The organism is Endozoicomonas gorgoniicola, from assembly GCF_025562715.2.
GTDB classification, from domain to species: domain Bacteria; phylum Pseudomonadota; class Gammaproteobacteria; order Pseudomonadales; family Endozoicomonadaceae; genus Endozoicomonas_A; species Endozoicomonas_A gorgoniicola.
This window is the reverse complement of record NZ_JAPFCC010000001.1, coordinates 5,276,302-5,302,898: the sequence shown is the minus strand read 5'-3', so window position 1 is coordinate 5,302,898 and position 26,597 is coordinate 5,276,302. Positions and strand designations below refer to the sequence as shown.

Here is a 26,597-nt window from a genome sequence, read left to right as displayed (position 1 = left end):
GGTTTTAGGAAATTCTCAGATTAAGTGCTGAATGACGGCTAAAAGTGTAATTATTGCTTTTGTAGCCCGATTTCTGGTGACGGTCATAACCAAGCATCATCGACAGGTTGTCAAACCTCCGGTAGGTGAGGCTAAACGAAGCTGAATAGCTGTCTCTGACAGGTTTTGCTCCCTCGAAGTTTAACGAGCCTCCACCATCAATCAGTATCGAATCCGTTTTAACCCGATCGCCCTTTATATCGTACCAGCCCATAATACGAACTGAAGGTTCCAACGTACCCTGGGCTATTTCGAATAGCCGGCTCATTTCCAGCCCTGCACCCAGCTCGACTTTCTGATACGTCTGGCCACTGACGGACTGGGCCAAACCGATGTTACCGGTGTCTTTCTCCCTGTAATCGTCAGTGACAATCCGGGAATAATTAAAGCCAAACACAGGCTGGAACATTGTATTCAGGTAGGGATAATTAAACCCGGCCAGGAGCTTCAGACCATAATGATTACTGTTAAAGTCAGACTCAATGGGAGACAGGTCTATTCCTGGTAATTCAACATAACGCGCACGCTCATGCTTGCTGCGCCCGTAGTTAAGAACACCGTCGAGATACCACTCATCACGAGTGTAGGAGCCATACACGCTCAGCTGATAGTTTTTGAGGCGGTTATCGTCTATCGAATTCTGCTTGTCGGCTTTAACGCCAGCAACCGTGAAGGCGGCACCATAAGTGATGTCGTAACCCCCTTTATCCAGCGAACTTTCCAGCCCCAGACTAAAGCCGTCTATATCAGCATCAAAACCTGATAAGGTATCACCGTTCTCATTTTTCCGGCTGTCCTGCGAAGCACCTGCAGCCAGCACCTGCATCCAGATGCCTTTGCTTGCCTGCTCATCGCCAAAAGACATGCCCCGGGCAAGACTTCGGGCATTGCTTAAACGTTGGAGGGGGATTGACACCGCTTCTTCCTGAACAATAAGGTTCATCAGTTGTGTTGAGTGACTGTTGTTCACCCAGTTTTCCTGAACCAGCTTTTCCAGCTGAGCCTTAGAAGTCGTACCCGCTAACAAGTCAAAAAGAGGCTTTGAACGACCAGCCGCTTTTACCACTGTTTCGGTAGCCTCTGAACCTGAAGACGCTTCTTCAGGGGTTTTTCGGTCAATGGTCACTGTCAATGTATTACCGGTATCGTTAACCACATTGACCGTTGTTAGCACTCCCCCCTGAACATTGGCACCATTGTTTGTCAAAGTACCTGCTTTCAGCAATTGATAGGATTCACCAGCCAGACGGGATGTGTCTTTGTAGAGTTCAAAGTCCGGTACCACCACTACAGTGCTGCCAGACGACAACGTTGCAGTGTCGCTGACATCCATGACGGGAGTTGTTGAAGCAGCAGAATCGACACTGAATTCAAGCAGCGCTGTGTGGGTAAAATTACCAGTCAGGCTGGTGCCGCGTTCAGTGTAAAATGAGCCATGGTTATAAAAGTTGATATTTCCAAGAAATCTGCCCGTCATCAAACCTGAGCTTTCGTTTGTGACCTCCAGTGTATGGGTCAGGTTGTCGTTCCGGGCCACATAATAGCCTGACATCAACCCTTCATTCGTCACACCGTCGGTGATATTTCCTTCATTGTCAGAGATATCACTACCTGATGACGCACCAACATAAATCAGGGCTTTTCCTTCTTCTCTGGCAATCATGCTGCCTAAATTTTTATTAACAATACCGCCATCAAACGCCACGTTCTTAAATTCAAAGCCATGTCCGCTTTCTGCGGTCATAACACCGAATGACTTATTGATGATGCTGCCTTCAAAATTTACAAAAGGATCGTTCGATTCAGAATTGTCACCAGTGATTCGAACCAGACCGGCAGACGCTGTTATGGTTCCACTGTTTTCCAGATTGCCACTGAAGGTAGTAATGTCACCAAGCTTCAGAGCATAGCCGCTATTGGTCCAGGTCCCTTCGTTAATAATATTTCCATAAAAAGCAGCATTAGACAGTGAAATACCAGAAGGCCCCGTCGTCTTTATTATGCCTTTATTGGTAAAGTCGCCATGCATTTCACCTTCGAAAAGCTTTAAAGCAATGCCCCCTTCCATGATGCCCAGAGATTCATTTGTTATGTCCCCGTCCACTCTCGTTGCCGGGTCGGAACTATCCGGAGCGATTCTGATAATTTCTGAATCCCTATTATACAGGTAGCCTCTATTACTTACGCTGGAAAGGGCTGAACGACCGTATTTAATATTGGCTCCCAGTCCCTGATTGATAAGGATTTTGCCCGACCGAGTGATGTTGACATCAACATCAGGTTTCGACCTTTCATCAAATAATATGCCGCTGGCCGTTTCGCCATTATCCATAATCAGGCTACCGTGAAGATTCACAGTACCTATAATAGGCACCTTGAAACGATGGCCATCCGGATAGCTGGAACGAATGATGACCAGTGCGGAGTCAGATCCAGAGGTAAGGCGGTACTCCCCTTCCGGTATATCAAAATCCTGTGCGGCATGAACACCGGCAACCGCCGCACTCAACACCGCCAGTGGAAATAAATAAGCCAGATTTTTAAAGGGCATCCTTGCCTCCCGAAGATCCTGTCACCTTTTTTTGGAAAGCGGGACAGATGTGAGGGACTGCCCCGCTTTTTTTAAACTAATAATCGTATTCCACTCTCAAATAATAACTATTATTTCTGTAATCGGATTTCTGACTAAGGTCATAGCTCAAAACCACCGACAGGTTATCAAGCCGCCGGTAGGTAAGATGAAAAGAAGCCGAATAACTGTCTTTGACAGGCTCGCCTGCCTCAGCATTCAATGCTTCTTCACTGCCCATCAAGGTCGAACGGGCTTTAACCTTGTCTCCCTTAATGTCATACCAGCCCATAATCCGGGCAGAAGGTTCTAAATCTCCCATAGGCAAGGCGTATATCTGACTCATTTCCAACCCTGCGCCCAACTCCATTTTCTGATAGGTCTGACCGCTAACCGACTGTACCTGTCCGACATTACCGGTAAGCGTTTCCCTGTAATCATCAATGGTAATACGAGAATAATTAAAGCCAATCACAGGCTGAAATATCGTACTCCAATAAGGGTAATTAAATCCGGCCAATAGCTTTAAGCCATAGTTATTACTGGTAAATTCAGCCTCTGCTGAAGACGATGATTCTATATACCGTGTGCGATCATTCTGACTCCGCCCATAGTTAATAACGCCGTCGAGATACCACTCATCACGAGTGTAAGAGCCATACAGACTCAGCTGATAGTTTTTGAGGCGGTTATCATCCATCGATTTCTGTTTGTCAGCTTTTACATCAGCAATCGTAAATGCGGCGCCATAAGTGATTTCGTTATTGCCTCTTACTGCCGAGCGATCAAGCCCCAGCGTGAAACCATCTGCGTCAGCATCAAAACCTGACAAGGTGTTGCCTGTGTCACTTTTCCAGCTGTCCTGAGACGTACCAGAAGCGAGCATCTGCACCCATACTCCCATGTCTACTGGATCATCAACATAGGAAAAGTCTCTGCCAAAATGCCTGGAAGTACTCAGGCGCTGCAGGGGGGCTGACTCAGCCTCCTGCTGGGCAATCAGGCTCATCTGCAAAGACATGAACGTGTTTGAAGCCAAATCAACTTCCTGCTGTGCATGGGTATTTGAAGCCGCCACACACAACAGCGCCAGTGGAAATAAATGAGCCAGATTTTTACAGGGCATCCTTGCCTCCCGAAGATCCTGTCGCCTTTTATTGGTGTCCTATTCATCGTTTTTCGGCATTGTATAAAAGTCTTTAGCTCATAAGCCTGTTGACTGGAAACAGAACCAGAAGATAACTGCTAACTTAATTACATAAAATCAAAACAATAGGCTTGGTATGCGTTCCCTCATTTTTCTTCTGGTACCTTGGTTCTTTTTTTCCGCTTCTCTCAGTGCCAGTAATGAAGGCTACTATCGGTATCCCAGCATTCACAAAAACACGGTGGTCTTCTCAGCAGAAGGTGATCTGTGGAAAACAACATTGGCAGGAGGAACAGCCACACGCCTGACGACCAATCACGGCCGGGAAGTGTTACCAGCTATTTCTCCCGATGGTCAACAGGTGGCATTTCTTGCCGAATACGACGGGCCAGACAATCTCTACATCATGCCAATATCCGGAGGTCTGCCAAAACGGCTGACCTATTCAGAAGGCCAGGTGATTCCCCGGGGCTGGATTAATGACCGGCAGATTCTTTACGCCACCAATGAGCGCACCGTGTTTGGTGAAAACTTTCAGCTGGTCACTCTGGACACTGAAACCCGTGTGCGAAACTGGATACCACTGGCTCAGGCCTTCGAAGGCAGTTTTGGTGCCAGCCCGAACAGCAACAGAGCGCTCTTTTTTACACGCCTTTCCGGTCCTTTCCATAATATCAGGCACTATCAGGGAGGAACTGCTCAAAATATCTGGAAATATCTTGATGGTAAGGAAGCCATCCCACTCACCAAAGATTTTCCCGGCACCAGCCGGCACCCTATGTTCTGGAATCAACGGGTTTATTTTGTCAGTGACCGGGACGGAAGCGGCAATCTATGGTCAATGGATACGGATGGTCAAAATCTGATTCAGCATACCTTTCATAAGGGGCTGGATATCGAGTATCCAGCACAGGACGATGGCCAGTTTGTTTACCAGCTGGGGCCAGACCTCTTCGCTTTAGACCTGAAACAGACTGACGCCAAACCAGAAAAAATCCAGATCACACTCGCTTCAGACTTTGAGCAGCGGCGACCACACTGGCTGCATTGGCCTGCGGCTTATCTTTCCAGCTATGACCTGTCTCCAGACTCTACCCAACTGGTATTGACAGCAAGAGGACAGATAACCCTGCTGCCTGTGAAAGATGGTCGAACGGTTTCCATTCCCAGTCCGGGAAAAGACATTTTCTTTCAATCAGCCCAGCATTTAACCCATTCCCCTCACCTTCTGGGACTGGCTTCAGAAGGCATTTATCAGTCGTTCTGGCTACTGCCTGCTGATGGCAGTCAGCAGCCCGTAAAAATTCATCAAACGGACAAAACGGTGATTGAAGCTCCGGTTATCTCACCGGATAACGAATTTTTCGCCTGGACAGATTCTGATGCGACCGTATGGCTGACCCATATTCAATCGGGCATGACAGAAGCCATCAGGCAATTTGAACCACAGGAAATCTATCCTGGTCAGTTCAGCTGGTCTCCGGACAGTCAGTGGCTAACCTTTTCCAGCCCGGCCAGCAACCGTAAAAAGCAAATCTATCTGTTCAGCCTCTCCGACAATCAACTGACGGCTATTACCAGCGATCGTACTGACAGCGGCTTTCCCGTCTGGAGTTCCAGCGGCAAATGGTTGATGTTTATCTCAGAGCGATTCTTCCACTCCAAAGTAAAAAACCCTTTCGGCTCGAATCAGCCAGAGCCTTATTCAGACACAAACCGAGGTCTGTTCATGGTGGCCATGGACCCGGAGGCAATCTGGCCTTTTGAGCCTGAAAATGAAGTTCTGCAGCAGAAAACTGCACGGCTTTTGGAAAAAGAGCAGCAGGGAAAACCCGCTAAAGAAGAACAGCCTCAGCGCATTACTGTTCAAATGAATGGCCTGCAGGATCGCCTGTACCAGGTGCCTGTCCCTCCCGGCAATTATTATGGTCTTGATTTCTCAGATAGCTACCTGTTCTGGGGGGAACCAGACACTGAAAGTACGTTCACGCTTTACAGCCTGGAAGTCAGTAATGCCCCGGACAATCAACCCTTCATTGTTGCTTCAGGCCTCACGGGTTATCAGCCGTCCAAATACGGAGAACAGCTTCTGATCCATGGTGACAATGACGAATTCGCCCTGATCCCTGTTGGCGTGCCTGAAAGCAATATTGACATCAATCCTTTATCCCTTGAACAATGGCGGGTTTACGTTTCTCCACAGGACGAATGGCGGCAGCTGTTGTCTAATGTCTGGTCTTTGCTGGGAAATCAGTTTGCTGACCGTTCAATGAATGGCACAGACTGGCCTGCACAGCTGGATACTCACCTGCAGATGTTGAACCGGGTCACAAACCGAAGTGACCTGAATCACCTTATTGGCAGCATGATCGGACAGCTGGGGGTTCTTCATCTCGAGATTGATGGCGGTGACCTGCGATTCAACGACAAGTGGAGTATAGAAAGCTCTCTGGGGGCTCTCTTCTCACAGGAAGATAAAGGATTACTCATTGATCAAATTTATAAAACCGACCCTGATTTTCCCCTGAAGCGCTCCCCGTTAGCCCGCCCTGGCATTCAGATTGAAGAAGGGGACAGCATTACGGCCATCAACAAACTGCCGCTGAGTCGTCAGCAACCGATAGAAGAACGGTTAACGTTCAAAGAAAACCAGCAGGTGCTGCTGACCGTTAAAAAGCCGGGTATTCCAGACCCCATAGAACAGGTTGTCTGGCCAATATTGCCTCAGGAATCTGCCAGACTGCGCTACGATTCCTGGGTGTACGACCGGCAACAGCGCACCGAACACCAGGGGCAGGGAAAGCTTGGCTATGTTCACCTGAGAGGCATGGAACCCGATAATTTCGAACAGTGGGTACAACAGTATTACCCCGTCTTTAACCGTGGCGGATTAATACTGGATCTGCGCAACAACTCTGGCGGAAACATTGACAGCTGGATTACCAGTCGTCTGCAGAGAAAAGCCATAACGTTCAACAGCACTATGGGCTCCACCGTGGACTGGAATATGCCATACGCCTTCAGGGGGCATATCGTTGTTCTGGTCAACGAGCATACCGCTTCTGATGCGGAAGAACTGGCTGAAGACTTGCGGAACCTGGGGCTGGCGACCATTATTGGCACTCGCACCTGGGGCGGGAGAATATGGATGTTCTTCTCTGAACTGATGGATCAGGGGTATGTTACTGTTCCCTACATCGCAGGCTACAGAGCCAATGGTCGCTGGCTGGCAGAAAACTGGGGCATAGAACCTGATATTCAGATTGATAACCTGCCCTATTCTACCTTCAGCGGCAGTGACTCTCAGCTGGACAAGGCCATTCAGTTTCTGCTTAAGAAGCTGGAGAAAGAGCCTGTAGAAACGCCTGCAAGACCTGATTTCCCCATTGCCCGCCCATAGGAGAAATGGGTGTTCAATTCTCTCGCCATTTTATTGAACACCCCATGCCGGGCTGCTGATCCTCCGGGCCTTTGTCGGTGGCTGCGATGGTTCGCATGGCATTGAGCAACTCCGGAACCCGGTCAGACGGATCGTCCATTCGGGCATTATCCAGTCTGCCGCGATACTGAAGCCTGCCCTCCCGATTTAAACCGAAAAAATCGGCCGTACAAACGGCATCGTACTGTTTGCCGACGGACTGGTCTTCATCAATCAGATAAGGGAAGTCAAAGCCATGCTGACTGGCAAACTGCTTCATCTTTTCCGGAGAATCTTCCGGGTATGCTTTGTAGTCGTTAGGCATAATGGCAAGGACATTAATGCCTTCCGCCATCAATGTGCGAGTATCTTCAGCCAGTCGATCTCCAATCTTCTTAACATCCGTCATTCAGCACTTAATCTGAGAATTTCCTAAAACCATCTAAAATGTAAAAAATTTTCAGACTGAGCATATGCCATGCAACCTCATCAATTTCACATTCAACGCATCGACCATACGGGGTTGGTGGCCGGTATGTGCAAAGAGCTCGGGATCGCTAACCTCTTGGATTCTCTGGTTCCCAACCAATCTGAAACCAGAAAGATTTCCTTCGGAGAAACCGTTGTCTCAATGCTGCTTAACGGACTGGGCTTCACTGCTCGCACACTCCACATGTTCCCTGAGTTTCACGCCGACAAACCACTGGATAAACTTATTCGGCCGGGTATAGAGCCGGAACATATCAACGAAAGTGTACTCGGCAGAGCCTTGGATCAAATTTTTGAACTGGGTGTAAGTGAGGTCTATTTATCACTGGCTGTCAAGGCCGTTAATGTCTTGAAACTGCCGTGTAATGCTCTGAATCTTGATTCAACCAGCTTTCATGTGGACGGTCGTTATAACAGTGAGTCTGAAGTCGATGAAGAAGATCTGAACTGCATTAAAATCTGTCGTGGATACAGCAGAGATCACCGACCTGAATTAAATCAGGCGATACTGCTCCTAATGACTGAAAATCAGGCGGGTATTCCCGTATTCATGGCCGCATCCAGTGGCAATATAAACGACAACACTAATTTTAAAAAAGTCATCAGCAAGCATTTGAAATGCTACAAAGAGGCGCTGAATAATCGTTACCTGATCGGCGATGCTGCACTTTATACAACAGACAATGTACAGATATTGCATCAGCAAAAGCAACAGTTCATCACCCGGGTTCCGGCTAAAATAAAATCCGCAAGAGAGCTTGTGGACAGTGTCGCTTCTTGTGCGATGACACCGGTTGAAGATGCCGAAGGTTATGAGAGCTGCGAAGTACTGTCCGACTATGCGGATGTATCTCAACGGTGGGTTCTGATTCGCAGTGAACAGGCTCGGAAAAGCGAACAGAAAACACTGCTCAAAAAACTGTTGAAAAAGTCAGAAAAAGAAGCGGAAGCACTGACCAGCAAGCTGGCGAAGAAACCGTTCAAGTGTGAAACGGACGCATTGCGTGCGTTCAATGAGTGGCAATCAAAAAGCAATTATTGTCAGGCAGAACCTGTAATTACGACAAAACCATGCTATACCAAAGTGGGACGTCCGGAGAAAGACAGCAAACCAGATAGCGTGGAGTATTATGTCAGCGGTCATCCTTGGGTATCCGTTGACTGTCGTAAAGTAGCAGAGGCTTCCCTGGGGTGCTTTGTGTTGGCAACAAATGATCTGGACAGGAGCCGGCTAAGTTCAGCAGAAGTGTTGAGCACTTATAAATCACAGCAGTCGGTGGAGCGTGGATTTCGGTTTCTTAAAAGCCCTGAATTTCTGGTCTCCTCGCTGTTTTTAAAGAAGCCGGAACGTATAGAAGCGTTGCTTATGGTGATGACGCTTTGCCTGTTAGTCTACGCAGCGATACAGCATCGAATCAGGCATGAATTAAAGCGTCAGAGTAGGTTCTTTCCGGATATGAAGCGAAAGCCCTATCAGAATCCGACTGCACGCTGGGTATTTTTTTGCTTTCAGGGAATTAATGTTTTATTGGTCGATGGTCATGAAAAACATGTCGTTGGCTTGCAGGAGAGGCAATTAACCATCATTTCAATTCTTGGTCGACCGTACCAAGAGATTTATTCCTGATATAGGTGCTGAATGACGGTAACATAGGGACAATGGTTACAGATAAAGTTGGGGTTATTAATGCCTGTCTGATGCGCATGATGATTGCTACGGCAGGTCAACGCCTGAAAATGTTGATTCGTACAACAATGCGGATGGTTCAGGATCATAATGGAGACCTTCCGGGGCCTTTTTACACAGCAGCAGGCAAGGAGATGCGGCTGGATAGCCTGAAGATAATGACCAGCTACAGTCCCATGACCAAACGGGTGTGGTGAAGAAACATTATGATCGACACACCCACCTTCCCCGCAAAAGAGCCGCGATTCGCCTGTATGACCGACGCTTAAGCCATGTTCTGACCAGAAGGAAGTGGAACAGCAAGCTTGCTCTGGCTCGCTGAATTTTCCCTTGGCGTATCACTATTTTCTCTGGGAATCCGTTGGCGGCAAAGGTGGTTCCGCTGGATTTTATTGCTATGGCCTGGGTTGCCACGAGATATCGATCTTACGGTGTTGAGCCACACAGTCCCTGAGGTAAAGATTAATAAGGCTTTGATAAGGGACACCCGTTTCTTCTGCCATGTTTTTAAAATAGTTTATGACATCTTCGCCAAGCCGCATGGTCACAGATTTTTTCAGTTTAGATGCGTATGGGTTTTTACGGGACTTCATTTTTGAGAGGTCATATTCATCTTTCATGATAAGCTCCCTTCATACTGTTTACGTTCATTACTGGTGGCCTTTCGAGCTGAGATAATCCGGATGGATCGACCATTATTTCTCTCGCAGTGACACACAAGAAGAACGCGGGATTCCTGACTGAAACCAACCATCAAAAACCTATCCTCAGCCCCGGAATTTTTCTCGTCATAATATTGAACAGCGTATTCATCGTAAAATACGCTTTTTGCCTCCTCGAAGGAGACTCCGTGTTTTCTTTGGTTGGATCGGTTTTTAGTCTGATCCCATTCAAACTTAATCATACATACATTGTATGTACCAAGCAGGGTCTGTCAAGCTGGCGCTTTGAGCCATATCGGCTTTTATTTGAAAGAAGAACTGCAAGCTGCCTCTGGCTCATTGAAAGAGACCTTATAGACAACGAGACTTAAAGAAAAAACAGGAACGGTAACGACTTCGTTCCTGTAGCAACATCAACGATTAGCCTTTCTTTGATCTTTTGATTCACTAACGTAAGAATATTTTTTAGATGGGCTACCTTTGTGTTTTGACTGACAGGTAGTGACCAGTATATTCGTACTGATAACCTTGCCATTGACATAACAGGGCAGAGAAGGAACACCACCTGACCCTCCACTCCCGCCGTTGGCAAATGCTACTGACGAACATAGAGAGAGAGCGACAGCTGTTATTAATTTATTCATATCCATTCCTGAAGTGTTGTAAGTTGCACTGCACAAATACATATCGTGCATTCGTGAAAAACATTAACCCGTTAGCGGGACAAGCAATGACCATGCGCCCCGCCACAATGATCGGCATACTTGCTGACGCCCACACTGGCAAAAGAGGTAACCGGATATGAGAGGCTGGAACCCCCCTCCCTGAATCAGTAAAATCCCCGGATAAACCAACCCCGCAGGCTCTCATCATTCCAAGTAGAACAGCAGAATTTGAGGCTGCCAATCGCTTTACAGCTTTAGAGAAAGCATGTCCCAACTGGAAAATATTGAAGCCATAGAAAGACGTCTGTGGAAGTCTGCTGATACGCTGCGGAGTAACTCAGAGCTGGCCAGTAACGAATATTTTCTGCCGGTGATGGGGCTGATTTTCTTGCGCCATGCCTACAGCCGCTTTCTGGCTGTGCGGGATGATATTGTTGCCAGCCTCCCCAGCCGTGGCGGTAAGACCCGGAAAATCACCAAGCAGGATTTTTCGGGCAAAAGCGCCATCTATCTGAAAGAAGAGGCTCAGTTTGACCACCTGATTGCGCTGACAGATTCCGATGATCGCAGCGAGGCCATTATTCAGGCCATGGAGTCCATCGAGTCGGAGTACGAAAACCTGAAAGGGCAGCTGCCCAAGCAGGAATACCGCAATATCCCCAACGATGTCCTGAAGATTCTGTTAAACACCCTGAACCCGGAAGAGCTGCAAAAGGCCAGTGGTGATATTTTTGGCCGTATCTACGAATACTTCCTGACCCAGTTCGCCGACCAGGACGCACACGACGGCGGTGAGTTTTTTACGCCGGTGTCGCTGGTGCAGCGGTCACGTTTCAAACAGGTTGATACCACATCCGTGAGATAAACTCTCCGATCACCTTATCGTGCAGTTCCTCTGAGCGAGAAAAGCAGATAGTTTTACGGGTTAATCGTTTAAGACGTGTACGAAGTGTCAGATTGTTTCTCTCGATGCTTTGTGTCAGTTTCTTGCTGATAATATGGCTCTGTGCCGGTAGCTCTGAGCCATAGGGTTTCCAATCATCGGTGCAGTAGAACCTGAACTTATAGGGTTTGACCAACTTTATCAGCTTCTTCAAGGTTTTCTTCGTTCTGCGTCCAAAGATATGTGCGATTACCCTCTGGTAGCGAGGCTCCCATGCGTAGAACAGCCAGCGCTGATTTTTCTTATTGCCAACATAGGACCATTGTTCATCCATCTGGCAGATTAGCACCAGCTCTTCATTGTCGAAAGGGAGTGACGTTACATAGCCATGCTCACTATGCGCTCGTGGTTGCCTGGTTTGTTAGCGTTGTAGAGAAACTCAAGCTGGAAGCTGTGTTTGCAATTTCGACATAGGTAACGCTGCATACCTGAGGGTGCTTTGCCATTTTTCACAACGCCATCTGTGGTATTACAGTGAACACATACGACTTTAATGATTGCCATAGGGAAAAATAGATAGAGTATCAGCAAAGCTCTTCCGAAAAATATACGAGATCAACGCATCTGATTCATGACCCGAAAATTCAAAATAATCAGTTGGCGGATTGGCTATTAAATGGCAACTCTGTTCAGGAGAAAGATCAGGCTGAACAAGAATTCAAAAAGATTAAGCAGGGGGATTGTCGGGCTCTCAGTGTCTGGAGTCGCACATATCTGACACAAGGAGGTTGGAAGCGGATCTGTGGAAATGTCAGACAACGAAAACACATAAAAGGCAGGTCAGTTGCGAATGATGGTAAACGGACCCTCCAGATTGAAAAACGCATTTCCGAGCAGTTAAAAAAATATTCTGAAAGTCGCAATGTGACATTGGGGCAGGCGATAGAGAAAATGATAAGAATCGCTGAGCTTGCTCCATATGATTACAATCTGAATTCTCAGGCGTGGGCCAGACCCTGTAGCTACTGCGGGGAGGTACTAGAGCATCAGAAAATAGAGGAGTTGAATACCATGATCAAAAATCATGAAGCAGCATGTGAGAAACGGCCTGATGGATCGATTGGGGTTATGTAGCGACTTTGACTGTTTATGGTTAATGCAACCGCTATAGAGCTGCCAGAACTTGTTTGTTACTTGCCGTATTGCATCCCCAGAGCGCATAATGCATCGTTTGTGAAGCAGTTATTCACTTCTTCATCTTGCCCAATGGATATTACAGAACACCAGCCGCCATGATCCGAGTCCTGCTCAAACAGAAACTGGATGAAAAATCCTTCAAAGAGCGCCGCCGTATAACGTTTGGTGAAGTTTCTGAAGCTACCGGTATAAGTCGCGCGACACTAAACCGTATTGCCAATGTCCCCGGCTACAAAACGAATACAGAGATTATCAGCAGCCTGTGCGGTTACTTTGAGTGCACGCCGGGTGATCTTCTGCTGCGTATTCCTGAAGAGGCAGAAGAGTGAAAATGGCTCAAAATGTGTATCCGGCAAATTTTACCAAGGGATCACTCCTTATCCCTGAAAGCAAGATTATTGCGGGTATTTTACTTCAGGAACCTTCACCTGCTGAATGGAAACGGCAGATAGTGGATGAAAACATCTTGCAACGTCGCACCACAAATAGTGCGTTGATTGTTGCAGGAGTCATCCGCAGTCGCCTGAAAACAGTGAATGAAGAGCTTTGGAAGCTTGTTCACACTGGCGGTTGAGAAGTAACTGGCAGAAGGTCTGGGCAAAAAAGCCAGCGAAGCACCTGCCGATACTTTACGCCGCTACCTGAGCAAAGACTTTTTCAAGGGCCATCTGAAAACCTACAAGAAACGTCCGATTTACTGGCTGTTCAGCTCCGGCAAATACAAGGCCTTTGAGTGCCTGGTTTACCTGCACCGTTACAATGAAGGTACACTGTCACAAATGCGGGTAGACTATGTGCAGCCTTTGCTGGGCAAGTACGAGAGCCTGATCAAGCTGTTGCGGGACAACATCGAAGCCGCCAGTTCAACTTCAGCCCGCAAAAAAATGGAAAAGGAACTGACCCTGCGCCAGAACCAGCAACTGGAACTGCGTAAATACGACGAACAATTGCGCCACTAAACCGACCAGCGCATTACCCTCGACCTGGATGACGGGGTAAAAGTGAACTACGGCAAGTTCGGCACCCTGCTGGCCAATGTGAAGGACGTGACCGGGAAGAAAGCATGAATATAAAGAAAATCCGTCTGCAGGGTTATAAAAGTGCTGCGGACATTGTTCTGGAAAATGTTTCGCCGTTCTCCATGTTTGCCGGGCCTAATGGTTCCGGCAAAAGTAACCTTGCCGATGGGTTGGCTTTTTTTAGTGCCATTGTTCGCTCCGGAGCCGAGCAGGCTATTCGTGCTTTTGGTGGATATAGCCAGATCCATTGTTTCAAATTCCGCAAGGCACGAGCCACAACGGCTGCCCTTGAGATTGAGATTCTGCTGAAGGAAAAGACGTACCATTATTCTATTAAGCTGTTTCAGATGGACGCAGCTCCGCAACTGGAAGAGAAACTGACCGTTGATGGTGAAGTGTTCATTCGTCGAAAACGTGGTGATGCGCCAACCATTAAGTTAGCCGCTGAGCAGGGAATGCAGACACTGCCGGATTATCCGGATGAACTTTCGGCGTTAATGCTGGCGAAGTTTTTACCCATCTACAAACTTCTGGCTAATATCCGTGTGTTTCGGTTTGATCCTTTGGGGGCAAAAGAGCCTGATATCGCTTCGGCTGATGCTTCCGAGCTAGACGGTCATGGTCGTAATGTTGCCACGATGCTTTCAGTGCTGGAAAAAAACCGGGGTTTCCGGGAAGAGATTCTGGAGTGGATAGAGCTGTTAGTTCCAGGCATGGCTAAGGTCACTACAGAACAGCAGCGCCTGGATGGACGCACCATTATCAAGTTTAAGGAAGAAGGCACAAAGGACTTTTTCCCTGCCAATTTGATTTCGGACGGCACTATTTATGCCTTGTGTATTATGACAGCAGTACTGAGTCGGGAAGGTGGTTTGGGAATTACTTTTATTGAGGAACCCGAGCGAGGCATCCATCCTCAGGCCATTGCAGAACTGGTTTCTCTCATGCGGGACTATGCCTCGACAGAACACCCTGTTTTTGTAACAACACACAGCGAGTCTATCGTTCGTAGTGGTAGCCAGAGTGAGTTATGGGTAATTAATAAGGTTGGCGGTAAAACTCAACTGAAAAATGCAGCACTCAATGGCGTTGAACTGGGTGATCTGAATCTTGATAAAGTCTGGCTGATGAACTTCTTTGACGGGGAGTTGCCATGGTGAAGGTCGGGTTTATTTCAAGCAGCTGCCGCACAGCATCCGGCGGGGCCCAGTGCCAAGTAATTTCATGATGAGTTGATCGCTTTAGCCCGAACACCGTGACAGGGATTTTTTTATGAAAGTATGTTCATTGCACTTTAAAGAGGTCGGGCCTCTCGGAACCCGAACCATCGATTTATCCGATAACTGGGAAGGTGGTATCGAAGATCTGGTTTTGTTCACCGGCCCTAATGGTTGTGGCAAGTCAACAGTACTCAGGGCGGTATCCATGTTATGGGACGCTTTTGGTTATTGGTTGGATCGAAGAATGCCATTGCCAGCAAAGCATCCTGCCCGCACCTGGCTGCAACAGTGGGAAGGTCTGTCTGTGGTTATTGAGCATCAGATGTCTGGCCCGAATAAGTATTTCGGCTTGGTGTTCGGTGAACAGGATTGGGTAAATAACTTCTTAATCCAACACCATTGTTCTGACTGGATGGGAGAGCTTCACACGATAAGTGCCCGTTCAAAACGCAAGTCAAGGTTTATTTCAGACCCGGAGTGTCTTGATATTTGGGCTGGTCTTCGAAACAAAATGGTAGTGTCTTTTGACCAGGTGGACGTCCCTAATGTTGTCTATCTGGATGCAGAAGAGCGTCGCTGGGTAACCCCCAGGAGAAATGTCGGTGAACATTTACCTGACCAACCGACTTTGCGCTGGCTGACACGCTATCAGGCTACAGAGGACTGGAAAGGTCAGCTTGAGTCTTCATTATTGAATCTTAAAATCACTCAGCCCAAAAAGTTCTCAGCCGTTGTTAATGACCTGAACAATTTTCTGGCAGGCAAGGTCATTGATACAAAAGTACATCCTGGTGAGAACCGCCTGCGGGTTAGAGTACAGGGGCAGCGGCGGTTTCATCATTCCCTTGATGAGCTTAGCGCAGGAGAGCACCAGGTTTTAATTCTTGTTTATATGATCAGTCGTTGGGCTGAGAATGGCTGCGTGGTAATGATAGATGAGCCCGATTTATACCTTCATCCGTCTCTCGTTAATGCCTTATTAGCGAATCTCGAACAGCTGGTGCAGAAGCGGAAAGGTCAGCTATTAATAACATCCCATTCGCCAGATGTATGGAAACGCTACGAGAACAAAGGCATGCGTTTTGAGCTGGAGGCTACCCAGTGAGTAAAGCCAGTAGTCGATGTATACGTGAAATTGAAGAAGAAATGATCGGTAATACCGGTCATCGGGTTCTGCTGGTAGAAGGCACTGATGATGTAGCAGCTTTTAGTGTCTGGATGACAAAATCTTTTGGTGCCGAGTGGGAAAATAAGTGGGTGGTTGCGGAGGCTGGCAAAAAATCTCTGGTTCTTGAAATCTTGCAGGAAAAACCGCATTGGCTTGGTGTTATTGACCGGGATGAATGGTCTTCTGATCGTATTGCAGAACTTGAAGCTGGTCAGGAAAACCTCTGGGTTTTACCAAGGTACTGCATTGAAAACTATCTGATTGTGCCAGAAGAACTTTGGCAGGCTCTTCCTCCTATACAGCAAAGTAAAGTGCAGGGTGGCTTTCATGTCTTTAAAGAGCTGCTCACCGATGATCTGACGCGCTGGATTAAGCATGGTGCGCTCTGGTCTGTAGTTAATCCTCTTTGGGAAGGTTTACGCTCACTCGGGTTCAAAGAGGCTTTGCTTTCCCCGGATATTGTGACTGACGATGCGGCAGTTCAGCAAAAACTGACAGAGTGGCATGATTTTCTTGAACCTGTTGATATTTTCAACAATTATCAGCAGCGGCTTCAGGAAGCACAGTCGTTAGAAGTAGCTGAACAGTTAAGCCGTTTCGTACATGGCAAAAAATTTTACGATACCGTTGTGAACTCGGTATTGAATGACTTTCTGGGGCAAGAGCGAGCCGCAAGACGGCAAACGGATATTATCAACAGTTTGTTGGTGCCAGATGACCTGCACCCGCTATGGGAGAAAATGGAGCTTGCCAGCAGAGAAAGTACAGAGTCGAGAGATTAATATAGAGCAGATTACTGATATGCCCAGCCTTACCCGTTTTAAAGACAGGCTGGATGAAGTGTCAGGCAACTAACATTCTGCAAACAGATGAAATGACCAATATCAGCCCCGCCTTGTCATAGTCAACACGGGGCTGATTGTTATGAGAAAGCATTATGCAATCCCCTGAAATTCAGGAAAACCTGACCCGACTGTTCCAGGATAACCGGGTTGTGTTCTGGCAAGACCCTGATGGTGAATATCAGGAGTCGGTTGAGTCTTTGCTACCGGCAGGTGTAAAGCTGATAGACCTTAATATAGAACCCAAGCTGAAGGTGAAAGTGGAGCTTGAGCTGGGTGCTGCTGACCAGCAATTCCTGGTTTATGAGCCTTATCCAAGGCCTGCGACAGAGGAAGACTGGCTGCTGGATGTGCGCTTTTATGCTGCTCCTTTTGCAGCAGATCGTAGCTCACAGATTTTGCAACAGCTGGGCCTGGAAACCATGACGCTGCGGGATCATATCAGCCTGCGGAAAAAATTCTTTGCCAGCAAGGTTCGCCTGACTGCTTTGCAGAAGCGAGTAGATTCTTCCGATACCGCGACAATACTGGACCGGAAAATGATGGCGGTTCTGGCGAAGTGTGAAACCAATGACCTGACTTCACTGGTCATAACGTTATTTCAGGAGCTGGCCCGGGCAGGTTCTTTAGAAGCTGAAAGTAAATCATTGGCTGAATTCACTAAATATGACCTTGAAGCAAGCTTCTGGGAACAGGTGAAAGCTGGCTTTGGCTACGAAACAACAGAACCTTCATTAAAAAACCTGTTGCTCAGTATGCTGGTCACAGATTTCCATCATAGTGTCGGGGCTGTTCCGGTGAGTATGCATGCCTTGTTACTGCGTTCATTCGGTGAAAGCAATGTGGTGGTTTGTCTGGGTCGTTGGCGTGACAGTGCAACCAGCTCTTTTGGTTATGACAAGCTCAGCGCTCAGGCTGCCAGAGTTCTTAAACTGGAAGAACATTTGCCAGAGCTGAATGTCGACAACCTGTTTGAAACCAGAACCTTCTTACTGGTCGAGCAGTTTGTTGCCAGTCGTTTGCGGGATCGCTTACTGGCTGAGGCAGACAGTCTGGATGAGCTGGCCTTTTGTGAACGGGTGGTAGCGCGGCAAAGTGGCTATTGGGCCAGTGTGCTGTTGTCAGATAATGAAGATGCAGCCAGAACGGCCTTCCAGAATGTTTATAAAGCCCTGGAAGTTGCAGCCCGTTTTATGGTGCTGACTCAGCAGGATGCTTTTTCATTTGGTTCTGCAGAAGAGGCTGTTACCCAGTACCGTGAGACTTTTTATAAGGTTGACCAGTATTACCGTCAGGTGTGTGAAGCGGTTATGGCCGTCAGTGAATATGGCTGGGATCTGCTGAAACCATTATTAGCTGAAGTGGAAGCCCGTTATAACCAGCGTTATTTAACACCGTTTTCTCTGGCCTGGGGAAAAGTGCTGGAAGAAAAATCGGACACTGGTCGTTCATTGCTGGAACACTGGCGTATTAATGGTGTTGCACCTCAACAGCACTTTTTCCGTACAAAAGTTCAGCCTGTTCTCGACAAGCCGGGAGATCGCCGGGTATTTGTGGTGATCAGCGATGCTTTCCGATATGAAGCCGCTGAAGAGCTGGCACGGGAACTTAATGGCAGTAATCGGATAAGTGCAGACCTTGGTGCCCAGCTGGGTGTCTTACCTTCCTACACAAAACTGGGTATGGCAGCACTGCTCCCGCACAGTAGCATTACCTATAAAGATAAAAGGGTCATGGTTGATGGTCAGTCATCGGCCTCGCTGGAAGACCGCTGTAATTTGCTGGCAAAAGTGAAGGGTACGGCCATTAAAGCGGAAACCTTTATGGCGATGCGTAAAGATGAAGGCCGGGCATTTATTAAGCCCTGGCAGGTGGTATACATCTATCACAATAAGGTCGATGCGGTAGGAGACAGCGGCAGTACAGAAAGCGGCACTTTTGATGCGGTACGTGACTCGATTGACGAACTGTCGGCCATTTGCAACCGGATTCTGAAAAGCCTTAACGGCACCCAGGTGTTTGTCACCGCTGATCATGGTTTCCTTTATCAGGAAAGTGCGCCAACAGAGATCAACAACCTTGGTCGTGCAGAGGCTGCCGATCTGGTTGAACAGAAAAAACGTTATGTTCTGGGACGTAATCTGCCTGTCAATAACAGTGCTTATGCGGGGCAGGTTTCTGATACTTCGGACGCAGATACTGATATGGGTTTCTGGATTCCAAAAGGCATTGGCCGTTTTCACTTCATTGGCGGGGCTCGCTTTGTTCACGGCGGAGCTATGCCACAGGAAGTGGTGGTGCCGGTGTTGAATGTTAAGCAGCTGAAAGGCAAACATGCTGAAGGGGCTGTCAGCAGAACCACAGGCGTCACGGTTATGGGGCAAAACTTCCGTATTTCCACTCTGCGTTATCGATTCCAGCTGGTTCAGACAGAATCGGTAAGCGAAAGAGTTAAACCTTTGACCATTAAAGTTGGTCTGTATGACCTGAGTTCCGGGCAGGAGCCCGTGAGTAATGTTGAAATGTTAAAGTTATCCAGCACTTCGAGCAGTCTGGATGACAAGCTGCAAACGTTATGGCTGACCCTGAAGAACAGGGATTACGACAGTCAGGGACAATATGCATTGGTAATTCACAATGCAGAAACCGGCGTTGAGGAAGCCCGGGTAAGTGTGACTATCAACCTGGCCTTTGGTATGGACTTTTAACAAACCTTGCGAAATTCTCCATCCCTAGCCTCTCATTGAGAGCGGAGCGACCTTTGAAGGTTTGGATGGAGATGGATAGCGAGGCTTGCGTAGAGCAAGCCCATGTACGTAAGCGGTTGGTGAACTCCATCTACCCCTATTTCCACCAATCCGCTATTTTTAAATCATCCTGTGTGAGCTTCATAGGCAACAGGTGTTCGACACTGCTGCCTTTGGATAGCTGAGGTAATTTAGACAGTACGTAGCGGAACCATGCATAAGGCTCCAGACCGTTGGCTTTGGCCGTTTCGATCAGGCTGTACAACACTGCGCTGGCTTTGGCTCCATCTACGCATTGGGCGAAGAGCCAGTTTTTGCGACCGATCACAAAGGGTTTTATCGCTCGCTCTGCGGCATTGTTGTCAATGTCCAGCAGCCCACTATCAAGGTAGCGCATCAGGTAAGACCACTGATTTTGTGCATAAGTAATGGCTTTGCCAAGCCTGCTTTTCGGGGCTATTTTGGGTTGCTGCCTGTCCAGCCATTTTTTCAGCTTATCCATAACCGGTCGGCTTTCCGATTGCCGGATCTGGAAGCGTTCTTCAACGGATTTGTCTTTGATCCTTCGCTCTATGGCGTAGAGCGTCTGGATCATGTTCAGCACCTGGGCCGGTTTGCTGACTTTAGTCTGTGGTACGCCCTTCTTTTTTGGGATGGCGTCCAGAGCTTCCTTGAATTTTCTGCGGGCGTGCGCCAGGCAGCCAACCAGTTCAATCTCCGGCTGCTTGCTGCTCAGGGTTTTATAGGCAGGCAAGCCGTCACATTGTAAATAGCCGCTAAAACCCGACAAAAATGCCTGTGGTCGTCCGTGATCCCGACCTGACTGGTAGTTGTACAACACAACGGGAGAGCCCAGCTGTCCTGTCGTACGATACAGCCACATGTAGGACTTGTTTTGCGGTGTACGATCAGGTTCGTTCAATACCTGTAGTGGTGTTTCATCCGCCTGGATGCATGGCTGCTTAACCAGCATCTTCTGTAAAGTGTCGTACAGTGGCTGAAGTAAAACCGACACCCTGATCATCCATTCAGCCATTGACGCACGACGGATCTCTACGCCCATGCGCTTGAGGATAAACTCCTGACGGTACAGTGGCAGGGCGTCACAGTATTTACTGGTGATAATCCAGGCCAGCAGGCCGGGGGTGGCAATACTCTTGGGGATAGGCAGTTTCGGCATCGGCGCGGTCTTGACGCCAGACTCGCACTCACAGCGATACTTTAACCGCTGAAATTCAATGACTTTAACCTGGGCCGGAACAATATCCAGCTTGCAGCTGCTTTCGTGACCAAACGCCTGAAGCTCTTTGCCACAGCAGTCGCATTGTTTTTCTTCTTCGGAGACATCCAGCGTTACAACATCACGGGGCAGGTCTTCAGATAATGTTTTTCTGACAGGCTTTTTCCGCTGGTGAGCCTCAATGGTTTGGGTTTCAGGCTCTTGCTCTTCTTCAGTGGCTTCTTCAGCCAGTTCTTCCGCTTCATTAAAGAGCAGTCCCTGATCTTCAAAACGTTCGCTGGAGGAACCAAATTTCTTATGCTGATATAACCGGAACTGTTCTTCATACCACGCCAGTTTCGTCTTCAGCTGGATAATTTCCAACTGAAGCGATTCAAAGGTCGGGCTGTCTGGCGTAGTGATCGTATTCATGTCGTTTATTATCCGACAAGTGCCCTGTAGTTTGCATTGAAGCAGGTCATGGAAATTCAGGCGGCAGGCTGGTAGTGCAGAGGTTGATGGGCTTTTTTCTGCTCTACCGGCAACCCGTCCAGAAGCCAGTTTAGTTCACGGCGGGTTAATGCGATGGCCTGATCCGGAGCGTCCTGACGAGGCCAGTTAAAACAGCCCTTTTCCAGGCGGCGATAGTAGAGCCAGAAGCCATTGGTTTGCCAGTGCAAAATCTTGAGCTTATTGCGCCCCCGGTTGCAGAAGACAAACAGGCTTTCGGAAAACGGGTCCAGTTCCAGCACTTCACTGACGATGAGAGACAGGCCGTCAATAGACTTGCGCATATCCGTCACGCCGGGTACCAGGTAAACGCTGAGAGATGAAGATGCACCAATCATGCGACCTCCAAAATATTGAGAACCTGCTTTAAAGCCGTTGCGTCAAATCCGGAGGCTAGCTCAACACGAAGCCCGCCGGGGCTGACAAGGGTGATGCCTGTTTCCGATGTTTTTTGAGGTTCCGGTTCTTGTGCGACAGAAACAGGAATCAAAGGCTTCTGCTCTTCTGAATTGAGAGCGGACTGAATGATCCTTTGATTATCGAGGCGTCTTTTATGGTATCCGAATGTTTTAACCGGGAGTTCATGCCTGCGGGCATATTCGGACTGGGAGAGCCCGCTTTTGTTCCAGGCTCGGATATGGTGTTTCCAGAAATCGGTGGGGCGATGGGTTGTCATGGCAACATTCCTGAATGTTTAGAAGCATTAGTGTTCAGGATTTTACAGTGGGGTAGTAGATGGAGTTGGCCTGACGCTTACAGAAAAAAACTGGTCGGGCGGAGTTCAGGGGCAAAATGTTTATGATTTCCGTCAGCTATCAGTACGCTCAAAACAGAGGGTTGCTGAAATTTTTCGAGGGTATTTACAACAACACAACAAGCCATGTTCCGGGTTAAGTGATACTGAAATAATAGAACGGCATCCACACCTTCTTGATCGACTTCAGAATGAGCCAGAGTTTGATGAGGTCAGCTGCTTTATATGGCCTGCTTCGCTTGGAATAAGACGATTTGCCGTGGCCACACTATTTCAAAAGCCTGAAAAATTCTCATTGCAACCAAAAATGTCAAACGTGACTATACCAAGATGGCTGGTTTAGCCGTAATCTGTTAGAAACGAAATGCGGTGAGTTAAGGCCTTATGATTTCAAAAAAAATTGGAAGTTTAGTTATTTTGGAGGCACATATTTTCAGGAAGGTACTGTCTGAGATAAGCCAGACAAGCATTGATTCCTTCTTGAGCCATAGTGTCGGTGATATTGCCAAATTCCTGATGAGAAATTGAATACACCTTATCAGCTATTTGCAAGGCTATAGCGAAGATATTGTACTCTTCTGGCAAGGGTGGAAGTTGATAAAACTGTTCGTGAAAATGCCGGATACGACATCCAAGCTGTTCATCATGCAGGTAGTCAGCATGATGAATGGCGCTAACAATATGCTGTCCAAGAATCAGATCCCGGGCATATTGATGCTGCTGATAATAATCAATGTAACGTGCCTGTATTTGCCGCATAATATCTGACCAGTGACCAATGTTTTCTACTTTCAGTGGTTGATCAAGAATCGTATCAAACTCAGCAAAAACCTCTTTAACCAGAGTATTAAGTAAGGCATCCACTTTTGGGAAAAAGTGGTAAACAGACGACGGTGGTATTTCTGCTTTTTCAGCAACCTGATATAGGGAAATCTCACTGACGGTATTCGTTTCCAGTAACTTTCGGGTCGCATCCAGAATTGCACGGCGACGCTCAAGACTTCGTGCCTGCGGCTTACGCTGGGGCTGTTGAGCTTTGGGGGCAGCTAATGCTTTATCGTCTGTCATTTAACCGGCTATATCTGAGGATAAAATAAGAGGGGCATTTTCCCTAAAAATGCTCTGCCATGTCCAATCCTTCAGCCTGTTTTGCCCGTTGCAACTGGTCGGGAAGGTAGATACCCAGATATGAGCGGGCAGCAAGCCATCCTTCACAGGCCATAGCAGGAGTAATATTGCCATATTCCTGATGTGACATAGCATAAACTTTATCGGCAATCTGCAGGGCAATAGCAAAAATATTGTAGCCTTCAGGCAGCGGAGGCAACTGAAAATACTGGCGGTAAATCTGCTCTATCTGTTTACCAATCCTATCGTCGTGTTTGTGGTCGGCAGCCAGAATATCACTGTGCAAATGCTGACCAAGAATCAACGCTCTGGCCATGTCGTTTTGCTGATAATACTGAACCATCCGGGCTTCCAGGGTATAACCAACATCACTCCAGTGATGTACGGCTTGCGGTGGTAAAGGTTCAGAAACGCAGGCATCAAACGCAGCAAATGACTCTTCTGCCAAAGCCTGAAATAACAGTTCAATTTTTGGAAAGAAGTGATAGAGGGAGGATGGCGGAATCTCTGCCTTGCGAGCAATGTCATACAAAGACAAACTCGAAACAGACTTCAATGTGATTAATTCACGGGCAGCATCCATTATTTTTTTGCGCCTTTCCAGGCTTCTGGCTTGTGGACGCCGACCTTTTAAAGCCGACGTCACTACTTCTTTTTCAAGCTTTTCAGCGGGCAGGGCACTCACTTAACTTCTCCTTAGCAGGCAGGGTATTACGATTACATAGCCATTCCCCCACCCCTGTCACTACGGCCAGGCCGAGCAGTGTAGATGATGTTTGCACAGGATCAAAGGTACCGGGAGGCAAAACAAAAAAGACCACAGCCTGAGCGGTAAATAATGTTGGCAGAAAGGCAACTATACGCGCCTTCCACAGGCTTTCAGATATCTGCCAGCCTTCCGAATCGGACTGCCCCTCTTTTTTCAAAACCATGTAAGCTGGAAAGAGAAGCAAATAGGGCAGTAAAAGAACCAGACTGGAAAAAGAGAACAACGACCAGTAAAGGCTTTCTGCAGAATTTGCCATCAAACCATACAACAGGATTGCCGCAGAAGCGACGATACCACTGAGTACACTGGCACCCACCGGAGTACCGTGAACCGGGTGTTCAATACCAAACACAGCGGGCATATCCCGGTCATGGGCAGCTTCGGCAGCAGCACGGTTTGAACCCATGCTCCAGGTCACCGTGTTGGCAATAAAGCTGAACATAATCAGAAAGCCGAGAATCATTACCAGCCACTCACTGCCGGGTAAAGGGGAGAGCATGCGTTCGAGAGTTGTCAGCAAACCGGAAATCAACCCGATCTCCTCAACAGGCAGCGCAACCAGCAAACCGAATACAGCAAACAGGTACAGTCCGGTAATAATAATACCGGCAAACAGCAAAGAGACGGGCAGGTCTTTGCGGGGGTTTTTTATTTCATCACCGGCACAGCACACCAGGTCAAATCCCATCAGTGAAAAAATAATAACAGGAAAGAACTGTAGTCCCCGATCCCACTGGGGCATCAGGGTTGTAAAATTGATGGGATTGGCAATGCCATCATTCCAGGCGGTAATGAGACCTCCAACCCCAAGAAAAAGAACAACAATGATTTTACACAGGGCACCGATATTCGGAATCCATTTACCGGCTTCCAGAGACAGGCTGCTGGCCAGCACCGTCAGCCAGGTCGCTACCAGGGCAAAAATAATCTGTATATTCAGAGGCATTGAAGGCCAGAATATCTGGCTGAACACCCCGGCCATCATGATAAAGACAGCAGGCATCCAGAGTGCGACATTAAGCCAGTAAAACCAGCTGGCACGAGCCGCCCACTGGTGGCCAAAGGCCAGCTTCACCCAATGCACAATACCTCCCCGGGAAGGCCAGCGGGTACCCAGCTCAACACTGATCAGTGCATAAGGTGCAGCAAAACAGATAAATGACAAAAACCACCAGGTCAGAGACTGAACCCCAATAGCCGCTGCCGCTGCGAGGCCATCAATGGTGAGAATCGCACTGATGGTAAATAAAGTAATATCTCGGCGAGTCAGGCGTCGGGACAGGGCCATAAAGTTCTCCAGCCAGTGGTTTATCGTTTTTAAATACCAGTGGCCGGAGATAAACTCCGGCCCGTTTTTGCATTACACCGCAGGCACCTGCTGGGTAATGCAGTGAATATTACCTCCCCCCAACAGGATTTCACGAGCGTCCACCCCAACAACTTCATAGCCGGGATAAACATCCTCCAACAGAGCTTTAGCCGCATCGTCGCAAGCTGGATCCAGCAAAGGCAGAATAATGCGTTTGTTGGTGATCAGAAAATTCGCATAAGAACCAGCCAGTCGCTCACCTGCAGCACGCTCCATCCCATCACAGGCATCGATACCACCTGCTTCATCTTCACGAATATAAAGCGGCCCCGGGATTTGCATCTTGTGAATTTTCAGCTTACGACCACGGGCGTCTGTTGCTTCGCTCAGGATTTTATAGGCTTCCTGAGAGATTTCATACTGTGGATCATTCTCATCATCACACCAGGACAGAATCACTTCACCCGGACGAACAACGTGGATCAGGTTATCAACATGACCATTGGTTTCGTCGTTATAAAGACCTCTTGGAATCCAGATGACCTTTTCAATATTCAGATAATCGCCCAATACCTTCTCGATCTCTTCCCTGGACAGATCCGGGTTCCGGCTTTCGTGCAGCAGGCATTCTTCAGTGGTGTAGAGAGTGCCTTCACCATCCACGTGGATAGAGCCCCCTTCCAGAACAATCGGTGCCCTGTAGTGACCATCCCGATGAATTTCACAAATCTTTCGGGCTACCTGGTCATCACGGTTCCATGGGAAATACAAACCATCCACGAGGCCGCCCCAGGCATTGAACTCCCAATCGACACCCCGGCGCTCGCCCTTATCATTCACCACGTAGCTTGGAGCGATATCACGCATCCAGGAGTCATCGGTTGCCATTTCTATCACCCGAATATTTTCCGGCAGCATAGTGCGGGCGTTATCATACTGGGCAGCAGTGACAGCCATAGTGACTGGAGTGACTTCTGCAATAGCTTTTGCAACATTAACAAACACCTGTTGTGCAGGTTTGCCGCCCAAGCGCCAGTTATCAGAACGCTCCGGCCAGGCCATCCAGATTTCTTTGTGAGCGTCGTGCTCACCTGGCATACGAAAGCCGTCTTCTTTTGGGGTGGTGGTGTAGGAAATGCTCATTGTAATTAGTCCT

24 protein-coding genes and 1 pseudogene are annotated in these 26,597 nt (G+C 48.0%); 11 read left to right on the top strand and 14 right to left on the bottom strand.

What is annotated here, in order from left to right; all coding sequences use genetic code 11:
• Positions 1-4 precede the first annotated feature (4 nt).
• Together NX722_RS23805 and NX722_RS23800 are read right to left on the bottom strand one after the other, a co-directional pair.
• A complete protein-coding gene (locus NX722_RS23805; protein WP_262565341.1) occupies positions 5-2,590 on the bottom strand; it encodes an autotransporter family protein in 2,586 nt (861 codons plus the stop codon).
• A gap of 76 nt (positions 2,591-2,666) precedes the next feature.
• Positions 2,667-3,734, bottom strand: a complete 1,068-nt coding sequence (locus tag NX722_RS23800) for an autotransporter outer membrane beta-barrel domain-containing protein (protein ID WP_262565340.1) — start codon at positions 3,732-3,734, stop codon at positions 2,667-2,669.
• Between the two features lie 157 nt (positions 3,735-3,891).
• On the opposite strand from NX722_RS23800, the gene NX722_RS23795 reads away from it, so the two are divergent.
• Positions 3,892-7,155, top strand: coding sequence for a S41 family peptidase (locus NX722_RS23795; protein ID WP_262565339.1), 3,264 nt, complete (start codon positions 3,892-3,894; stop codon positions 7,153-7,155).
• Between the two features lie 13 nt (positions 7,156-7,168).
• On the opposite strand, the gene NX722_RS23790 is transcribed toward NX722_RS23795, so the two are convergent.
• Complete coding sequence (locus tag NX722_RS23790) at positions 7,169-7,582, bottom strand: thioredoxin family protein (RefSeq protein WP_262565338.1); 414 nt, start codon at positions 7,580-7,582, stop codon at positions 7,169-7,171.
• A 69-nt stretch (positions 7,583-7,651) separates the two neighbouring features.
• Here NX722_RS23790 and NX722_RS23785 point away from each other — a divergent pair, with 69 nt between their 5' ends.
• On the top strand, positions 7,652-9,289 hold the full coding sequence (locus NX722_RS23785; RefSeq protein WP_262564376.1) for an IS1634 family transposase: 1,638 nt from the start codon (positions 7,652-7,654) through the stop codon (positions 9,287-9,289).
• A gap of 32 nt (positions 9,290-9,321) precedes the next feature.
• Complete coding sequence (locus NX722_RS23780; RefSeq protein WP_262565337.1) at positions 9,322-9,546, top strand: hypothetical protein; 225 nt, start codon at positions 9,322-9,324, stop codon at positions 9,544-9,546.
• Between the two features lie 198 nt (positions 9,547-9,744).
• Here the strand turns inward: NX722_RS23780 and NX722_RS23775 are convergent, their stop codons facing one another.
• From NX722_RS23775 to NX722_RS23765, 3 genes are all read right to left on the bottom strand, one after another.
• On the bottom strand, positions 9,745-9,969 hold the full coding sequence (locus NX722_RS23775) for a BrnA antitoxin family protein (protein WP_262565336.1): 225 nt from the start codon (positions 9,967-9,969) through the stop codon (positions 9,745-9,747).
• Positions 9,966-10,253 (bottom strand): BrnT family toxin, encoded by a 288-nt coding sequence (locus tag NX722_RS23770; protein WP_262565335.1) that lies wholly within the window; start codon positions 10,251-10,253, stop codon positions 9,966-9,968. The genes NX722_RS23775 and NX722_RS23770 overlap by 4 nt, the downstream gene beginning before the upstream one ends.
• A 171-nt stretch (positions 10,254-10,424) precedes the next feature.
• On the bottom strand, positions 10,425-10,655 hold the full coding sequence (locus NX722_RS23765) for a hypothetical protein (protein ID WP_262565334.1): 231 nt from the start codon (positions 10,653-10,655) through the stop codon (positions 10,425-10,427).
• 286 nt (positions 10,656-10,941) lie between these two features.
• On the opposite strand from NX722_RS23765, the gene NX722_RS23760 reads away from it, so the two are divergent.
• Complete coding sequence (locus NX722_RS23760; RefSeq protein ID WP_262565333.1) at positions 10,942-11,541, top strand: type I restriction-modification system subunit M N-terminal domain-containing protein; 600 nt, start codon at positions 10,942-10,944, stop codon at positions 11,539-11,541.
• On the opposite strand, the pseudogene NX722_RS23755 reads toward NX722_RS23760, so the two are convergent.
• Positions 11,510-12,123, bottom strand: a pseudogene (locus NX722_RS23755) (IS1 family transposase). The gene NX722_RS23760 and the pseudogene NX722_RS23755 sit on opposite strands and share 32 nt — an antisense overlap.
• Positions 12,124-12,851: 728 nt before the next feature.
• Here NX722_RS23755 and NX722_RS23750 point away from each other — a divergent pair.
• The 7 genes from NX722_RS23750 to pglZ all read left to right on the top strand — a co-directional run bounded on the left by NX722_RS23750 (position 12,852) and on the right by pglZ (position 19,713).
• Positions 12,852-13,085: a helix-turn-helix domain-containing protein gene (locus NX722_RS23750; RefSeq protein ID WP_262565332.1), complete on the top strand. Its 234-nt coding sequence runs from the start codon at positions 12,852-12,854 to the stop codon at positions 13,083-13,085.
• Positions 13,086-13,087: 2 nt separating this feature from the next.
• Complete coding sequence (locus NX722_RS23745) at positions 13,088-13,330, top strand: DUF1819 family protein (protein WP_262565331.1); 243 nt, start codon at positions 13,088-13,090, stop codon at positions 13,328-13,330.
• Between the two features lie 205 nt (positions 13,331-13,535).
• Positions 13,536-13,715, top strand: a complete 180-nt coding sequence (locus tag NX722_RS29115; protein WP_262565330.1) for a BREX-1 system adenine-specific DNA-methyltransferase PglX — start codon at positions 13,536-13,538, stop codon at positions 13,713-13,715.
• Positions 13,716-13,819: 104 nt separating this feature from the next.
• A complete protein-coding gene (locus tag NX722_RS23735; protein WP_262565329.1) occupies positions 13,820-14,935 on the top strand; it encodes an AAA family ATPase in 1,116 nt (371 codons plus the stop codon).
• 112 nt (positions 14,936-15,047) lie between these two features.
• Positions 15,048-16,100 (top strand): AAA family ATPase, encoded by a 1,053-nt coding sequence (locus NX722_RS23730; protein ID WP_262565328.1) that lies wholly within the window; start codon positions 15,048-15,050, stop codon positions 16,098-16,100.
• A complete protein-coding gene (locus NX722_RS23725) occupies positions 16,097-16,945 on the top strand; it encodes a DUF4435 domain-containing protein (protein ID WP_262565327.1) in 849 nt (282 codons plus the stop codon). Before NX722_RS23730 ends, NX722_RS23725 begins: the two co-directional genes overlap by 4 nt.
• A 155-nt stretch (positions 16,946-17,100) precedes the next feature.
• Positions 17,101-19,713 carry a BREX-1 system phosphatase PglZ type A gene (gene pglZ, locus NX722_RS23720; RefSeq protein ID WP_262565326.1) on the top strand — a complete coding sequence of 871 codons (2,613 nt, stop codon included), beginning with the start codon at positions 17,101-17,103 and terminating at the stop codon, positions 19,711-19,713.
• A gap of 136 nt (positions 19,714-19,849) precedes the next feature.
• Here the strand turns inward: pglZ and tnpC are convergent, their stop codons facing one another.
• The 7 genes from tnpC to aguA all read right to left on the bottom strand — a co-directional run bounded on the left by tnpC (position 19,850) and on the right by aguA (position 26,584).
• Positions 19,850-21,403, bottom strand: coding sequence for an IS66 family transposase (gene tnpC / locus NX722_RS23715; protein WP_262565325.1), 1,554 nt, complete (start codon positions 21,401-21,403; stop codon positions 19,850-19,852).
• A gap of 56 nt (positions 21,404-21,459) precedes the next feature.
• Complete coding sequence (tnpB, locus tag NX722_RS23710; RefSeq protein ID WP_262565324.1) at positions 21,460-21,819, bottom strand: IS66 family insertion sequence element accessory protein TnpB; 360 nt, start codon at positions 21,817-21,819, stop codon at positions 21,460-21,462.
• Complete coding sequence (gene tnpA / locus NX722_RS23705) at positions 21,816-22,157, bottom strand: IS66 family insertion sequence element accessory protein TnpA (protein WP_262565323.1); 342 nt, start codon at positions 22,155-22,157, stop codon at positions 21,816-21,818. The genes tnpB and tnpA overlap by 4 nt, the downstream gene beginning before the upstream one ends.
• A gap of 486 nt (positions 22,158-22,643) precedes the next feature.
• Positions 22,644-23,303: a TetR/AcrR family transcriptional regulator gene (locus NX722_RS23700; protein ID WP_262565322.1), complete on the bottom strand. Its 660-nt coding sequence runs from the start codon at positions 23,301-23,303 to the stop codon at positions 22,644-22,646.
• A 43-nt stretch (positions 23,304-23,346) separates the two neighbouring features.
• A complete protein-coding gene (locus tag NX722_RS23695; protein WP_262565321.1) occupies positions 23,347-24,048 on the bottom strand; it encodes a TetR/AcrR family transcriptional regulator in 702 nt (233 codons plus the stop codon).
• The gene (locus NX722_RS23690) at positions 24,029-25,420 is read right to left on the bottom strand and encodes an APC family permease (RefSeq protein WP_262565320.1); all 1,392 of its coding nucleotides are present in this window, start codon (positions 25,418-25,420) and stop codon (positions 24,029-24,031) included. Before NX722_RS23690 ends, NX722_RS23695 begins: the two co-directional genes overlap by 20 nt.
• A gap of 72 nt (positions 25,421-25,492) precedes the next feature.
• Positions 25,493-26,584 (bottom strand): agmatine deiminase, encoded by a 1,092-nt coding sequence (aguA, locus tag NX722_RS23685; RefSeq protein ID WP_262565319.1) that lies wholly within the window; start codon positions 26,582-26,584, stop codon positions 25,493-25,495.
• Between the last annotated feature and the right edge of the window lie 13 nt (positions 26,585-26,597).